A 17,122-nucleotide genomic window follows, 5' to 3' on the forward strand; every position below is an offset into this window, starting at 1 on the left:
CTTTCTTATAATTAATTAATATTATTTAAGACTAGCCTTAATTTATATTAAATCCACCTTAAATTATCCTAGGCCTTAGGTGGGGATTTAATATACGCTACTAAAAAGATATACTCTACACAACCTGCCTTTCGTCTGAACTACATTTACTTACTGCTTCTCTATAACTGATATTATCTCTGTACAACTCATCATGACTGCCCCGGCCAACAATTTCACCTTTCTGAAGAACATAAATCGTATCCATTATCTTTAATATTTCCGGCTTGTGAGTTATCACAATAACTGTTTTATCTGTGTAATTTTCTTTTATATATTCACATAATTCTATTTCCGACTCTACATCATAATTCGAGGTTGCCTCATCCAATATGAGAATCTTTGAATCTCTTACAAGCCCTCTTGCCACTGCGACCTTTTGTTTTTCCCCGCCAGAAAGCTTCGAACCGTTTTCTCCAACAGAGTAATCATATTTTTCCGAAAGCCTGTCAATAAACTTATCAGCACCGCTTTCCTTTGCAGCCCTATGCACTTCCGAATCAGCTACAGGCAAAGAAAGATTTATATTTTCCTTTATTGTTGTATCAAAAAGGTAGACATCCTGACTCACAACGGAAATTAGACTCCTATAATCCTTTAAATTCAGATCTTCAATATTGACATCATCCAGCAAAATCCGTCCCGCATCAGGTTTGTAGAACCTTAGTATCAAGTTTATAATTGAACTTTTCCCCGAGCCATTTGAACCTATTATGGCAACTTTTTCACCACTATTTATTTCAAAATTAATATTTTTAAGAATGGTTTTATTTTTATCATAGCCAAATGAAACATTTTCAAATTTTATCTTCCCTTTAAGAGTCGATTTATCAATAGCTTGCCCTTTTTTTGCAAAGTCTTCACTCTTCATATCCATAAAATTGAACAGCCTTTTTGCAGACGGAATTATGCTTGCAAAGCTATATCCAATATTTAATATTGCGAAAATCGGCCCTGTAACATACGCGCTGTATGTTATGAAAGCAAACAATCCTCCTATTGTTAAGTCATCTTTGCAAACCATATATCCGCCAAGTATATAAATTGCATTAACAACAAACTCCATCATAAATGATTCGGAAAATTCATTAGCACTATCCGTGATATTCATTTTGATATTGCTTTTGATTAGATTTCGTTGTTTTTTTATAAACTGACCGATTTTAACTCTGTCTAAACCCCAGAGCTTAACCTCCCTAATCCCTCCGATGGTATCGCCATACCAAGAATAATAACGGCCCATATCCTCAATATATTGCTCAAATATCTTATTTCTTTGCTTTGCCAACAACCGAACAAACATATACCTGAAAGGAATTGAACAAACTACCAAAATCGTTAATCTCCAATTTATTATAAAAAGCCCTGTCAATCCGCCTATAACCCTGAAGAATTCTGTAAATATGTAAAAAGTAGTCCTGTCTGAAATTCTGCTAATATTAGAAACATCCGTGTTTATGTTGTTTATTATCTCAGCGGTATTTGAGTTGTTAAAAAACTGAATCTCCTGTTTCAGTAAATGTTTAAAAGCATCTTTGGAAAGATTATAAGACATATGTGAATTAATATGGGTTCTAAATCCCGCCTCCAGCATATTTATTATCCTCTGTAGAATAATTAAAAAGATGCTTATAAGGGAAAACTTTAATATAATGTCAAAATTATTTTTCAACAAGCCGTCATCCATAATTTTTTTGCTTATTAGAGGGATTACCATGCTTATTGCCAAGGAAAACAGCATACATAGCAGAATAAAAACTATGTATTTAATGAATGGTTTAAATAAAGACAACATTTTCTTTCTAATTGACGGTTCAATCTCGAGTAGCTTCATTTATTGCTCCCCCACTGTATCTCATTAAATATCCCCTACTGAAAAAACATCACACATACTATTGCATTAATATAATTGAATGCATTACAAAACATGTTGAAAATAATGTTTGATTTAGAAATTATTTTAATAAATTGACTAGATTGTTATTACAGTACAATTATAGCTGGACTTGAAGTTATATGTAAAGTATCTTTTAGTCACTTTTCGACATCTTTTAGTCATATATTTTTGACCTTTTTGATGTTTTTTGACTGTCTTTTAGTCACGAAAATTTACCCTAAATGCCAAACATCATACTCTTAAAAGATTGGCCTATAATCATAACATATCACCATATGAAATATAATTTATGGTAAGGATTATAGGCCGGTATCCCCGATATATTGTTGTTGGATTCGAATTGGAAACTAATTTTGAAAAGTCATTGAATCAGACACAATAAAAACTTCCACTTGTCTTTATTATTTTAGTTTTGAACTGCTTCTTCTCGCAGAGCAATCATATTTTTCTAAAGATATATCAGCAAACTTATTCGCACCATTTCCTTTGCAGACATATACGCTTGTGAATCATTGATGGGCAAAGAAAGATTTATTTTTTGCCTATTAGTTTGCAAAATCATTCATTTAAACTAATCCATTTCTCATGGCATAGACGACCAATTGCACCCGTCCCCTTAAATTAAGCTTCTTAAGAAGTTGTGTTAAAATATTCTTAACACTTCCCTCCGATAAATGAAAATACGCTGCTATCTCTTTATTGCTCAGTCCGTCTGCCAGTAGCTTAATGTACTCTTTTTCCCTGTCTGAAAGTTCAACATTACACTCCATCTCTTCTTTCCCAATGTCCAAGCCTTTTATATCAAGTTGCCTTAAAACGGAAGACATTAGGCCCTTTTGCATAACAGTTATTCCCGTATTCGCACACTTTATGGAGTTTATCAGTTCATATCCTTTTAAATCTTTTGACAAATAGCCGTCAGCACCATATTTCAAAGCTTGAAACAAATAACTGCCATCATCATCGTTTATAGATGTTAGCATTAATATCTTAATTTTCTTATTCTCTTCCTTTATAAGTCTAAGTCCTTCTATACCGTCATAATCAGGCATAAAGACATCCATCAATACAATATCGGGCGTATATTTCCTGCACATTTCAAACGCTTCTTTACCATTCCGTGCGCATGCAACAACACTTATTTCTTTATCTTGCTCAAGCAATACCTTTAAAGAATCTCTAAATAGTTCATGATCATCTGCCAATAAAACCTCGATCATAGTCTTCTCCCCCAGTTGCCGTATTCTTTGATATGACTTGCAAATTGCTTTTCTTGAGCTCTATCTTAGATATTGTTGACATCTTACAGGTTCAACATAATCGTTTCACCTTTATCTTGCATTAAATCATGTGTTTAGTCTAAATATAATATTATTTATTTCCACAATATGAATCTTTTAGTTGATTCTAATTTACCATAATATTGAACAAAAAACAATATATTTATTTAAACAATTAAAAAATGAGGGTTCAAACCCTCAAAAATAAAAAAGATACATATGTATTATGTAATGGTATATTTTTGATTTGTAATTGTACTCATATTTCTACTCGTTAAGTACAGCATTACTTTCATCCGATTATTTTTTGATAATAAATTTATTCTTAATCTATGCAAAGGACAATTCTCTATTTCAGATTTTTAACTATCACTCATTTAAAAATAAGGTAACCTTTTGCTGTACCAACTTTGCCGCGTCTCTAGCAGACATATTGCCTTTTTTATACTCGTTAAATCCTTCAATCATAAAATCAATTATTTGCTCATCAACCAGCACACATTCGGTTACTCCGTTTATTATTGAATTGTATTCCGCCTCTACAGACTCCGGTAACGGTACGGTATCCATAGTTTCGCTAATGGCGGTTCCAACAGGAAGCGTTGTTTTTCCCTCTTCTGTCGAATATTTCTCAACAAGTTCTTTTATCGCTTCATTATTAACTGGTATTCCCATCAAATTGCGAAATTGTTGCGAACTTTGGATTTCTTTTGACAAGAAAGCCTTCAACACCTCATATGCAGTCATTTTATTCTTACTGTTTTTGTTTATCGCTACTATATCTGTGGGATGTGCCACTATTTTCATAGAGTCCCTAAATGCAGGGAGTTTTGAGAGTCTTATGCTGTCCGGATTAAAGTAGTAATTTATGTGTGAATTGCGATACCATAATTCCCAAGGATTTATTGGATATTCAGTACTGCTTATAAGCGTAATTTTTCCGTTCTTTAATGCTTCAAACTCCATTCCCGAATATTCTCTAATAAGCTCTTCATTGCAAATGCCCGCTCTTTCAACTTGACCGGTAAATTCCAAAAGCTTAGCAAACTCATCACTGTCAAAGCTTGCCTGCTTTTTGTCATAGTCAACAAATTCTCTCCAGTTTGCATACATAATATTTCTGATAAACCCATCGCCGTAACCAAATAGGTATTTATCGGAATTTTCTTTTTTAAATCGAACTGCAAAATCAGCCATATCTTTCAATGTCCAGTTTGTTATTTTATTTTCTATATTATTTTTCTCAAGGATGGAATTGGCCGTCCAAAGAATCGGTACATCATAGGCTATGGGAATAAAGTATCTTTTGCCGTTTATGACACCGCTGTTTAAAACAGTCTCATTATACTCTGACAGATTCATTTCTTCATCCTTTGATATGTATGGTTCCAAGTCACATAAAGCTCCTGATTCCACCAACTTCCTCATGGTTTCTATCGTAATCGATCCCTTTTTAGTCGACGGGCTTAAAACAATAACATCGGGGCCTTCTCCCGCCATCAATTCAGTTAAAAGTCTGTTCTTGAATTCGTCAGCGTTATTGAACGAAACCACTTCAAACTCCACATTCGGATACTTGCTTCTTATTACACTTCTTACCTCTGGCTGAATATTGTCGCCAGGTGCCGCATACATCACTATTTTACCGCCTATGACATCTTGTGTGCCATCTTGGTTCTCAGAACAGGACGTTGACAATAAAATGCTCAAAACAAGCAAGCCTAACACAGCAATTTTAAATTTTTTCATACATTTTCCCCCTGATTGCTTTTATATAGTCCCACATTTGATAATTTTTATATAAATATTATAACATACTTGAATCTTTGGCAGTATATTACTTACGAAATAAAAGCTCGGGACATCGAGTCCCTTTGCTTTTGCCTCTTTCATTTCATTCCAAGAGGCCAAATAAAAAAACATGGGAAAGCCCAAATTGGACTTCGCCCATGTTTATGAACTTCAAACTCTATATTATTAATGTATATTTTAAAGCTTACTTCACAATTTCAATATTGCCGCTGGTCGTTTCTGCAACAATGTTTACCTTGTTTGCATACTCATCATATCCGTTGCTGTCTGCCTCTACGAAATTGGAAGCCATCTGCTTGCTTATATTGCGGTAGGTCATTTCAGGAATAAGAATGTTAATCTCCGCATTGGTGGTCTGAGCCTTGACTTTGTATCCTCTCTTTTCCATATCGTTCATATTAACCTTGATACCCGCAGATGATGTCTTCAAATTCATATTTATATTCGGGTCGTCATTGTGATTATGGACATTTTCAACAAATATTCTTCCGTTTTTCGTAGAAGCATTGAGGTTGCTGGTCTTCAAATGCCTAATCTCTATCACGGAGTTGATGGCATCAACATTAATGTCCTTGCCTATGATATAACCGAAATTAATCCGGCCGTTTTTGGTGGAAACATTAATTTTATCGCCGGTAACACCCATCAAATCAACATTACTGTTGCTGGTAACCGCTTCGAAATTCTCAGCTGTTGAATCCTCCACATATATTTTGCCGTTTTTGGTAACTAAATTTATGTTTTTAAACTTCACGGCCGGGAGGAATATTTCATGAGATACACTGATGTTGCCGATTTTATTGCATTTTAAAGCTATCTTGTTTTCTTCCTTACTAAAATCGAAGATTTCATCGGCATTATCAACCGGGCTTTTTACTGTGGTTCTTATTATAACTTTATTATCCATATGCTTTTTAACAAGAATGTGCCCGTTAATTGCTTCAACACTAAGCTCGGTGTCTTCATTTACATCAGCTGTTTCAAAAACTCTGTTGGTCGCTTTGTATTTTCCAAACACATTAAAAGAATTTGTTTCCACAAAACTGCTTACAAAATCCACAAGTTTGTCAGCCACACCTATAGTTGTATAAGCAAGGTTTTTGCCCAGCTTTTCCACCTTGGTGCTGAATTCATCCACTGCCCTTTCAAAGTCCTTCTGGCTGTAATTCTTTTTAAATTCTTTCTTCCATTCATTAAGTTTATCCTTTACTTTTGACACCTCATCAGAAAAATTAGCTCTCTTTTGCTGAGCCTTAAAACCGCTGCTGCTGTCTGTTGCGCCCTTATTAGGATCAATAGCCTCTAAAAGTCTTGCTGCTTCCTCACTTGAAATTTTTCCTTCTTCCAACATTTTAAGTATAAACATTCTTTCTTCACTAATTGACATAATGCATACCGCCTCCTCTTCCTTATAAGCTGATATTTACAGCTTACAAACATTGATTTTCACCATTCTATCCAAACCTTGTATTTATCCGCAAAATTGAATTCAGTCTATATGTTAAATCTTCCGAGCTGTCAGCCTTTTAGCAAATCCAGTGCTTCATCAACAGATATTTCTCCTTCGTACAACTTATCAAGAATTTCTTTTCTATTTACTTCTTCAACAGGCTCTTCTTCCGATTTGTAACCTAATGCATTTGCTACATCTTCAAGTTTATTTTTAACTGTGGGGTATGAAACTCCCAGTTCTTTTTCCACTTCTTTGATGTTTCCTCTGCATTTTATAAACACATCTACAAACAGCTTTTGCTCCGGTGTCAGTCTGCAAAACTTGCACAGTTCGAAATGTCCCTCTATCGTTGTATGGCATTTATCGCAGGTAATCCTTGTTATTGTTGTCTCGTTGTTGCAAACCGGGCATTTTCCAAGTGCTTCCCTACCCATATTATCACTCCTTATTTTATTGATGTGGAACCTGTTTGCTTTATCATCAATTTACCGCCCTATATTTATTATATTAATACATATATTTAGTATTGTCAATCTTTTAATAAATATTATTAATATTAGAATTAATTTTTTTAATCGGAGTTGTCCTTTATTTATTTTATTTAAATAATTGGTTGAGAAAATTTAATTGATTTTTTGAAATGGGGCTTTATTTTATCAATAAAAATTATAGCACGTTATCAACTGTCAGAATCATTTATCCTTGATGTGCCGTTTTTATGAAGAAATGTACAATTCTACAAATGCCGGTTCAATATTATCTTTTCTTCTATACCATTATGATATACAAAATCTTTCCTATTGGGATATTTTCTTTCATCAAATTTTTGGTTCCTAAGCTCTGCTTTGTAGGTTTTCGCTCCAAGCACCAAATAAATCTCTTTTGACTGGCCTCTTGGCAGAAAACTGTTTAAAGTTTTTTCAAACACCACCTGTATAGTCACCGGAATGGTTAATCCTTGATGAAGCAATGACCAGTCCACTTCTTTTTTATATACATAACAGTTATTATCAAACATACCTTCATTCCTCATACTCTTTAACTGTTGCTTTTTCTACTTTTCTATTCGATAATCGTAAATATAAACCTGTTTTTAATTTGACATAAAATACACACTATAAAAGTGTGTACTTTATGTCAAATACTACTCTATCAAGGTCCCGTACCGACGCTACTAATCCTCCATCCACTTTTTTCCGACTCTTTCTTCAATATTACAAATCGTGTCAAAACACCATTACCTTCTGCCATTGGCTCCTCGAACTCAAAATCAACACTAACCTCATATTCCAACACATCCGGTTCGTTGTACAATCCCTTAAATTCTTTTATCTCCAGCAATTTTGCCTTTTTAATATTACTGTCAATCTTACTATCATTTTTATTGAAATGGTCTTGGCTGTCCATATCAATTGATTTCAATTGATTTTCTCTTTTGGTACATGCCCGTATCATTTTCTCGTTACGCTCATCTATTGCCTTAAAGTATTCTCTTACAATATCCTCCGGATCCATTTTGGACAGCCTGATTTCCAATTCATCCTCAAAATCGATATAATCTTCAATCCATACATTCCATTCCTTGCCGGAAACTTCTTTCAAGCTCTTTCTGTCAAGAGAACATGCCATAAAACCATACCTTCCGGCATCAATGTATGCTCCAACGATTTCATTTTTGAATTTAACAACGATACCTCTGGCATCTGCTCTCGGCCTCATAAACTCGGGAAGCGGCTCTCTAAGCCTGTAAATCTCTACTGTCACATCTTTTCCGAGATACTCGGCAAAATCAAGGCCTATGCCTTTAGACAGTTCGTTGTTATAAGCCCAATATATTTCTACAGGATATTGGCCTGCTTTGTGTTTAAGATTGCCAGGCAATTTCTCTTTTAAAGTGTTTATTCGATAGTCGACAGTCCAGTCATACTTCCCAAATAGCTTAAGTACATCATTTTCAATATTCGTATCGGGATTTGCATACTCATTCAAATCCGCCATATACCTAAAGAAACTATAATCCGGCTCAAGATTTTTTCCCTCGTCCTCTAAATATCCTACTTCATAAAGGGGATCATACGCAAAAGTAATCTCCTTCTTATCGCCATTTGTTTTGGTAATAACCAGTTTATTGTTTTTGTAGGCCATTACACTTATCTTGCTTGTTATAAATTCGTCCTCAACCTGTTTGCTTTCCTCTATCATAGACATAATATCGTGTATCATTTTAGCGTCTGTGACAAATATGGGTTTTACTTCATTGGTGTAATATCCGTCAGGATCAAGAACAACTTCAATTGATGTAATATCTTTTGTACTGCCAAAAGTTTCGGGCTGCTCATCTCCAACCTGATTTATCGGTGTGTTCTGAGGTGAAGTAATTGGACAGCTTGTATTTGAATTACAACCTGCCGAAAAAATTAATATCGCTGTCAATAGAAACATCAAACATCTTCTGTGCAATTTATACACCCCCAAATTTCAAATGCCAGATATTAACACCACACTTCTAACAATCTCAAAGGTATTTACTCGCTTCTCTTACACTTAAAGAGTGCAATTTATTGTGGGCAATGAACTGCTTTACCCACTCTTTGTCTGTTTTTGAATACTCCCTGAGCGCCCAGCCAATGGCTTTGTTTATGAAAAACTCTCCTGTATCGCAATTTTTAAGTATCGCCCGGCTTAAAATGTCTGTGTCGGTCTTTTCTTTGTATTCCAACTGAAAATTGATGGCTATCCTCTTTAGCCATATGTTTTCACTGTCAATCCATTTGGGAATAACACTATCTTTTAATTCGGGATATTTAAGGCAAAGGTGTCCAACAATCGAGTCAATGCAGTCCACACTATCCCACCACGAGTTTGTGATTATAAGCTTTTCAATTTTGTCTATATCATTGGAAACCAGCAAAGCTTTAACGGCGGTCAAATAATCCAGTGCCAAATAGTGAAACTCCCTTTCCGGCATATCGTAGCATTGGAATATAAACTGCCAGTCAACTTCCTTATCCTTTTTCTTTTGCTTTAAAAAATCCTTGGAGAGTTTAGCCCTTGTTGGCTTTGGTATGCCCAAAAAAGGAAACTTGTTTTTCATATATGCCGACATTTTTGCAGCATTTTCATCATCCCGTGCATCATAAAAAGTTTTAAATATGTCCATGGTAGACCTACTTTCATTTCTTTTTTTATATTATTATACCAAAAAAAGTATTTAAAGGTGCAGACTAAATTATATTTATACAGTTCAAATCTCTCTAACCTGGCCTCTTAAAAATCCAATAGGCGAAATAATTCCCAACTTAAAAAACACATTCTTTCCGTATGTGTAATTAAAAAGGAGAAATGTACGTAAATAAAAACAATATTAAGGGAGGGGTGATACGTTTATTGTTATCATCTGTAAAATTGCAAGAGGCTAAAAAGAGTATATGAGTACTTTGTAAAAGGGGGAGGATAATTGGAGGTTTTCACGCTATTGATTTGCGGTTATTCTGTAAACTGTTTCCGGATTTTAAAAGAGTTTGTAACAGAAAAGTCGTAGTTGCTCAGTGAAAGTTGAAAATACTGGGATGATTTGTGAAAAAGGAAGGGTAATAAAATGAGGGATTTAAAGAAGTGGTGTATAATTTTCTTAACCGTCATGCTGGTGATAAGCGGCATATCTTTACCTAAAAGTTTTGCTGCAAACCAAGTTATGACCGTAGACTTGGCAGAAAATACAGGGGAAATCTGCTATGGTGCCATTGGCGGGCTTTATGCAATGGGTAGTGAAGGCGTACCTTCAGATAACGTGATTGTTCCTTTAAGAATGAAAGCTATTTCGCAAAAGCCTCCTGAAGGCCTTCAACATCCTACCGGTGATGCACTTAATGTTGCCCCACAGTTTTTGAGAGCCGGTGGAGAGTATGTTATGATAATGATGCAGGACATATACAGGAACTGGCCCTATGAAGATCTTGGCATTAATGACTATCTTGCGAAAATTGAAACAATATGCAGAAAGGTTGTTGCAGATCCGTACCGCAGCAGCTATGTATATGTTCCGATTAATGAGCCTGAATGGATTTGGTACAAGGGAAATATGAATAGATTGTGTAATGAGTGGAAAATGATGTACGAAAAAATCCGCTCAATTGACCCCACAGCCAAGATTGCAGGACCTAACTATGCAGTATACAACAGCTCGGTTTACCGTCAATTTATGACTTTTTGCAAAAACAACAATTGTTTGCCGGATATAGTGACATGGCATGAATTGGATGATGGATTCTTTTCAAACTGGTATAACCACTATAATGATTATAGGAACATTGAGAAAAGCCTCGGAATTTCTCCAAGACGTATAAACATAAACGAATATGGCAGAATCAACGTAGACGGAGGTATTCCCGGAAATCTTGTGCAGTGGATAGCGCGCTTTGAAAACAGCAAAGTGGATGCTTGTCTTGCATATTGGACAACAGCAGGAACCTTGAATGACCTTGTAACCCAGAACAACAAGGCAACCGGTGCATGGTGGCTGTATAAATGGTATGGAGAACTTACAGGACACACCGTGAAGGTAACTCCGCCAAGCTTGAACGGATCACTTCAGGGATTGGCCGCTCTGGATAAAGACAAAAAACAGGCCCGTGTTATTTTCGGCGGGTCATTAAGAAGCACTGACGTATTTGGTACCGATGTAGTAGTTAAAGGCTTCAATTCCAACTCATTCTTCGGAAACTCGGTTCATGTAACTGTTTGGGGAGTGGACAATACCGGTACTAATCCTTCCAGTGGGCCATACTTGGTACATGAAGGCGACTACAACATTTCCAACGGACAGATTACAGTACCTGTCAATAATATGAAAGCGTTATCTGCATACCATATGATAATAACTCCTAATACAGACCTGTCACCTGCCAATAAAAGCAACCGTTATGAGGCGGAGTATGCGAGGATTTCGGGAACAGCAGCCGTTGTTCACGGTAAACATACCGGTTATTCCGGAACAGGCTTTGTTGAAGGATATGCCGGAAGCAATAATGCAAGCACCAATTTTGTAGTAACTGCTGAAAAAGACGGATACTACAATGTAACCTTGAGATATTCTGCAGGTCCTTACACAGGGGCACCCAAAACCAGATATTTAAGGATGGTTGTGAACGGCGGACTTCATAAGGATATAGCTTGTATCCAGACTGCTGATTGGGATACATGGGCAAATGTTACTGCCAAGGTATTTCTGCAGGCAGGTATCAACCGTCTGGACTTCAAGGCTTTTACTTCGGATGAATCAGACTGCGTAAATATAGACTATATTGATATTGAAGCCACATCCGGCACCATTAACACTTATGAAGCTGAGGATTCTGCAAATACGCTGTCCGGAGCCGCTGTAAGACAAAGAGATAATGCTGCATCGGGCGGGCAATATGTAGGCTGGATTGGCAATGGGGCTAATAATTACCTCCAATTTAACAACGTTAATGTTCCAAAAGCAGGCACATACAGGATGGTGGTTCAATTTGCAAATGCTGAAGTATTTGGTAACCACTCATATAATAATAATGTGGTTGACAGGTATTCAAGCATTAGTGTAAACGGAGAACCTGCAAAAGGGCATTATTTCTTCAACACCCGTGGATGGAATACATATCGTACAGATATAATAGACGTATATTTAAATGCCGGAAACAATACAATCAGATTCTATAACAGCTCATCGGGGTATGTACCGAATATTGATAAAATATCAATCGCTGCTCCTTTTGAAGGAGAAGTAGTACCGCCTCCTCCACAGGATGATTTTGTATATGGAGATGTAGATGGAAACGGCACAGTTAATTCAACAGACGCAACTTATATAAAACGGTATTTGCTAAGGCAAATTAATGAGTTTCCCTATGAAAAAGCTTTAATTGCAGGAGATGTGGATGGAAACGGCTCTATTAATTCAACAGACTTATCTTATTTGAAAAAGTATATATTAAAAATTATATCGGAATTTCCGGCAGAGTCTAAATAGACCTGGGCCGGGCGAAAAACACCTGCTCATATAAGTAGCTAAAAACTTTATAAGGATAAGTCACAAATCAAAACCCAGAACGAACTAATTAATAGAGTAGTTCTGGGTTTTTCTCAAATAATTATATGTTACATATATTGGACCGTATTTTGAAGAAGAGGAAAAAATGCGAGAATGTGACTTTTAAATGTGATTGAAGATAAAAAAGGGATTATAAACTTTAAATATAGAAAAAAGATAATAGGGAGGGATTAATTACGATTAAGAGGGCTTTAAAACTTATTGTATTGATTTTGGTAACGATACTATTAGCTACCTCAGTGTATTACTCAAGCAATTCTTCGATAACGCTGGCTTCAACGGGCGTTGATGGTGTTAAGGCAAAGCTCCAATCATATAATTATTCGCATATGTACGTAAGAAATGCAAACTTCGATGTAAGAATAGACGATAATGTTACTCCGGAAACAGATTCCCAATGGGTGCTGGTTCCCGGTCTTGCCAATAGCAAAGAGGGATATGTGTCTATTCAATCTGCTAATCATCCGGGATACTACTTAAGACACTGGGATTATGATTTTAGATTGGAAAAAAACGACGGGACCGCAATTTTTGCAGAGGATGCAACATTTAAAATGGTTCCGGGGCTTGCAGATCCTTCATATACTTCTTTTCAGTCCTATAATTATCCTACCAGATATATAAGACATTATAATTACTTGCTTAGGTTGGATGAAATTGTAACAAATCTTGACAGAGAGGACGCCACATTCAGGGTGATTGACGGTTCATCTGTAGATCCCGACAAACCGGATGATTCGGTTATTGTAACAAATCCGGTCGTCAGGCGACGGGCAGACCCATGGGTTTACAGGCATACCGACGGTTATTATTATATGACGGCATCCGTACCGGAGTATGACAGAATAGAGCTAAGACGGGCAAAAACTCTGCAAGGACTGTCAACAGCTACACCTAAGACAATTTGGAGAAGGCACTCCAGTGGAATCATGGGAGGACATATCTGGGCTCCGGAGATTCATTTCATTGATGGAAAATGGTATATTTATTTTTCAGCGGGAACATCCGCCAATTATTTCGATATACGCCTGTATGTCCTTGAATGCCCGGATTCAAATCCTCTTACCGGATCTTGGGTAGAAAAAGGTCAATTAAAGACCAATTGGGAGTCTTTCACCCTCGATGCAACCACCTTTGAGCATAATGGTACAAGGTATCTTGTATGGGCGCAGAAGGACCCTAAAATAGCAAGTAACAGCAATATTTATATTGCCAAAATGAATGGGCCTCTTGCCATAACCGGAAGCCAGGTTATGATTGCGTCACCTCAATATTCATGGGAAAAGGTGGGTTATGCTGTTAATGAAGGCCCTGCCGTTTTAAAGAAAAACGGTAAAATTTTTATAACCTTTTCGGCAAGTGCTACTGACTCAAACTATTGCATGGGATTGTTAACTGCCTCCGACACCGCAAACTTATTGGATCCGAAATCATGGTACAAATCGCCAAATCCAGTATTTCAAAGCAATACATCCACAGGGCAGTACGGGCCCGGGCATAATTCCTTTACAACTTCACCCGATGGAAAAGTGGATATTATGGTATATCATGCGAGGAACTACCGGGACATAACGGGAGAACCTTTGTATGACCCGAATAGACATACCCGTGCTCAAATAGTTAACTGGAATGCCGACGGTACACCGGATTTCGGAATACCGGTTGCTGACGGAACAAATGTGATATATATCCCACCCCAAACACCAACGCCAATACCTACAAATAGTGCTACACCCAATGACTTAATCTACGGCGATATAAACGGAGATAATTCTGTCAATTCAACGGATTTGACAATTTTAGAAAGATATTTGCTTGGAAGAACTGTCCCGACATCACCGAACTGGAGACAGGCCAGCGACCTTAATTTGGACGGAAATATAAACTCAACGGATTTTACAATACTTAAGAGGTACATTTTAGGTAGAATTAAAGCACTGCCTTGGGTAAATTAGATATAGGAGCATAGAAAGTCAAAAAGATTATTATTTATTTTGAAATAAATTTTGGGAGGGACGTCATGAATAATTTGAAAAAGTTTACATTGGCGATTGTATTTGCTTTCCTGACGGCAGTATGCTTTCAGTATCCTAGAATAGCCAGTGCTGCAACAACCGTTACTATAGACCCTGATGCAACCTATCAAACCATCGAAGGCTGGGGAGCAAGCCTATGCTGGTGGGGAAATCAGATTAGCCAGTGGTCTGACGATAATAGAAACAAACTGATTGAGAAAATTGTCAGTCCGACCGATGGCCTGGGATATAATATATTCAGGTACAATATCGGCGGCGGAGACAATCCCGGTCATAATCATATGAGGGCTTATGCGGATATTCAAGGATATCAGAATGCAGACCGTTCGTGGAACTGGAATGCCGATGCCTCTCAAAGAACCGTTCTTAGCCGGCTGATAGAAAGAGGGAAATATTATGGTTCGGAAATGATACTTGAGGCGTTTTCCAATTCTCCACCCTACTGGATGACAAAAAGCGGCTGTGCTTCCGGAACCACCGATGGTTCCAACAACTTAAGAGACGATTATTATGACGATTTTGCCGATTACCTCACTGAGGTCGTAAAGCATTTCAGAGATGCATGGGGTATTACATTCAGGACTTTAGAACCCATGAATGAACCCAATGCAAACTGGTGGACGGCGGGTGGCAGACAGGAAGGCTGTTCCTTTTCATACGCCAATCAACAGAAAATTATTAAAGAGGTGGGAGAGAAATTAAGAGCCAAAGGATTGACAGGAACAACCGTCAGTGCTGCCGATGAAAACAGTATTGACACGGCTCTTTCAGGGCTTCAGTCCTATGATGCAACCACTTTGTCCTATATGTCCCAGCTCAACGTACATTCTTATCACGGCTCGAAAAGAGCCCAGCTCAGAGACCTTGCAAAATCGAAAGGACTTAGAATTTGGCAGTCGGAATCCGGCCCGTTGAATTTTGACGGCAATATGGCAGATTCGTGCATCATGCTGTCAAAGCGTATTGTTACCGACTTGAAAGAATTACAGTGTGTCGCGTGGTTGGATTGGCAAATAATAGACGGCGGTAATTGGGGCAGTATATATGTAGATGATGCCACCCAGACCTTTACTCTTACCGAAAAATTCTATATGCATGCAAATTACAGCAGGTTTATAAGGCCCGGTTATACAATTATAGGTGCCAACAATGAAAAAACGATTGCGGCAATAAGCCCTGATAAAAAGAAGCTTGTTATTGTGGCAACCAACGACAATAAATCTTCAAGCGAAAACTATACATTTAACCTGTCAAGGTTTTCAGGCGTAAACAGCACTGTGGAGGTTTACAGAACATCTCCTAGCCTAAGCCTTGCAAAAAGCAATATAACAGCGTCAAATAAAACTGTTTCCGACACTTTGCCGCCGTATTCGATAAATACATATGTTATATCCCTTGACGGTGGTGTTGAATCAGTACCGGAGGTAAGGCTTCAATCATATAATTATCCCAATAGATATGTAAGACATATAGATTTTGATGCAAGGATAGATGAAAACGTTACCCCCAAAGAGGATTCGCAATGGAGGCTGGTTCCGGGCCTTGCCAACAGCAGCGAAGGGTATGTTTCCATTCAGTCGGTAAACCATCCGGGATATTACTTGAGACACTGGGATTATGATTTCCGGTTGGATAAAAACGACGGGACTACAATTTTTGCTGAGGATGCAACCTTTAAACTGGTTCCGGGACTTGCGGACCCTTCCGGTGTTTCTTTTCAGTCATATAATTATCCCGACAGATATATAAGGCATTATGGATACTTGTTGAAGCTGGAGAAAATTTCAACTGATCTGGACAGGCAGGATGCAACCTTTTTAATAATCAGCGATGATACTCCCGGACCTATAACAGATTCAGGGTATATAATGGCTTATTTCAAACAGGCACCGGGCGAGTATGGGCTTAATCTTTGCTACAGTACAGATGGGCTCCACTGGAGAAATATAAACGACGGAAAGCCTGTTTTGTATGCGCAAATGGGAACAAAGGGTATTAGGGACCCGTATATTTTCAGGAAACAGGACGGAAAGTTCGGAATAGTTGCAACCGATATGCTGGGGACCAATTGGGGAGATACGAGCCAATATATTCATTATTGGGAATCCGAGGATTTGATAAACTTTACCGAGCGTTTAATAAAAGTGCATAACAGAAGCAACATGCATGCCTGGGCTCCGGAGGTATTCTATGACGAGAACAGGAAGCAGTACGGCATATACTGGGCAGGTAATACGGATTATAATCGGATATATGTGAATTATACAACGGATTTTAAGACAGTGAGTGACTGTGAAGTGTTCTTTGATCCCGGTTATGATGTAATTGACGCTCATATTGTCAGTGACAAAGGAATGCATTATTTGTTTTTCAAGGATGAGAGGGCTTCAGGAAAGTCCATTAAGGCAGCAAAATCAAGCTCCCTGTCGCCTAAAAGCTTCACTGTATTTACCCCGAATTTTATAACCTCGGCCAATACGGAGGGACCCTTTGTTTTCAAAGACAATAATTCCG

The 17,122-nt window shown here is 37.4% G+C and carries 11 protein-coding genes; 3 read left to right on the plus strand and 8 right to left on the minus strand.

Translation table 11 applies throughout. The features are described 5' to 3' along the window. Positions 1-115: 115 nt before the first annotated feature. The 8 genes from PLH43_RS09030 to PLH43_RS09065 form a co-directional block, all read right to left on the minus strand. Positions 116-1,873, minus strand: coding sequence for an ABC transporter ATP-binding protein (locus tag PLH43_RS09030; protein ID WP_324362258.1), 1,758 nt, complete (start codon positions 1,871-1,873; stop codon positions 116-118). A 629-nt stretch (positions 1,874-2,502) separates the two neighbouring features. Beyond that, positions 2,503-3,156 (minus strand): response regulator transcription factor, encoded by a 654-nt coding sequence (locus tag PLH43_RS09035; protein ID WP_324362260.1) that lies wholly within the window; start codon positions 3,154-3,156, stop codon positions 2,503-2,505. A 429-nt stretch (positions 3,157-3,585) separates the two neighbouring features. Further along, on the minus strand, positions 3,586-4,965 hold the full coding sequence (locus PLH43_RS09040) for an extracellular solute-binding protein (RefSeq protein ID WP_324362262.1): 1,380 nt from the start codon (positions 4,963-4,965) through the stop codon (positions 3,586-3,588). A 247-nt stretch (positions 4,966-5,212) separates the two neighbouring features. Next, complete coding sequence (locus tag PLH43_RS09045; RefSeq protein ID WP_324362264.1) at positions 5,213-6,415, minus strand: DUF4097 family beta strand repeat-containing protein; 1,203 nt, start codon at positions 6,413-6,415, stop codon at positions 5,213-5,215. 131 nt (positions 6,416-6,546) lie between these two features. Further along, complete coding sequence (locus tag PLH43_RS09050) at positions 6,547-6,915, minus strand: DUF2089 domain-containing protein (RefSeq protein WP_324362266.1); 369 nt, start codon at positions 6,913-6,915, stop codon at positions 6,547-6,549. A 302-nt stretch (positions 6,916-7,217) separates the two neighbouring features. Then, positions 7,218-7,499: a hypothetical protein gene (locus PLH43_RS09055; protein ID WP_324362268.1), complete on the minus strand. Its 282-nt coding sequence runs from the start codon at positions 7,497-7,499 to the stop codon at positions 7,218-7,220. 134 nt (positions 7,500-7,633) lie between these two features. Then, complete coding sequence (locus tag PLH43_RS09060; protein WP_324362270.1) at positions 7,634-8,950, minus strand: DUF4829 domain-containing protein; 1,317 nt, start codon at positions 8,948-8,950, stop codon at positions 7,634-7,636. 46 nt (positions 8,951-8,996) lie between these two features. Then, positions 8,997-9,641 (minus strand): DNA alkylation repair protein, encoded by a 645-nt coding sequence (locus PLH43_RS09065; RefSeq protein ID WP_324362272.1) that lies wholly within the window; start codon positions 9,639-9,641, stop codon positions 8,997-8,999. A 438-nt stretch (positions 9,642-10,079) separates the two neighbouring features. On the opposite strand from PLH43_RS09065, the gene PLH43_RS09070 reads away from it, so the two are divergent. The 3 genes from PLH43_RS09070 to PLH43_RS09080 form a co-directional block, all read left to right on the plus strand. Then, on the plus strand, positions 10,080-12,491 hold the full coding sequence (locus PLH43_RS09070) for a CBM35 domain-containing protein (RefSeq protein ID WP_324362274.1): 2,412 nt from the start codon (positions 10,080-10,082) through the stop codon (positions 12,489-12,491). A gap of 293 nt (positions 12,492-12,784) precedes the next feature. Then, complete coding sequence (locus PLH43_RS09075) at positions 12,785-14,527, plus strand: family 43 glycosylhydrolase (RefSeq protein WP_324362276.1); 1,743 nt, start codon at positions 12,785-12,787, stop codon at positions 14,525-14,527. Positions 14,528-14,592: 65 nt separating this feature from the next. Beyond that, the coding region (locus tag PLH43_RS09080; RefSeq protein WP_324362279.1) for an AbfB domain-containing protein at positions 14,593-17,122 on the plus strand (2,530 nt) is incomplete at its 3' end.

Source organism: Acetivibrio sp. (assembly GCF_035371925.1).
Taxonomy (GTDB): Bacteria; Bacillota; Clostridia; order Acetivibrionales; family Acetivibrionaceae; genus Hungateiclostridium.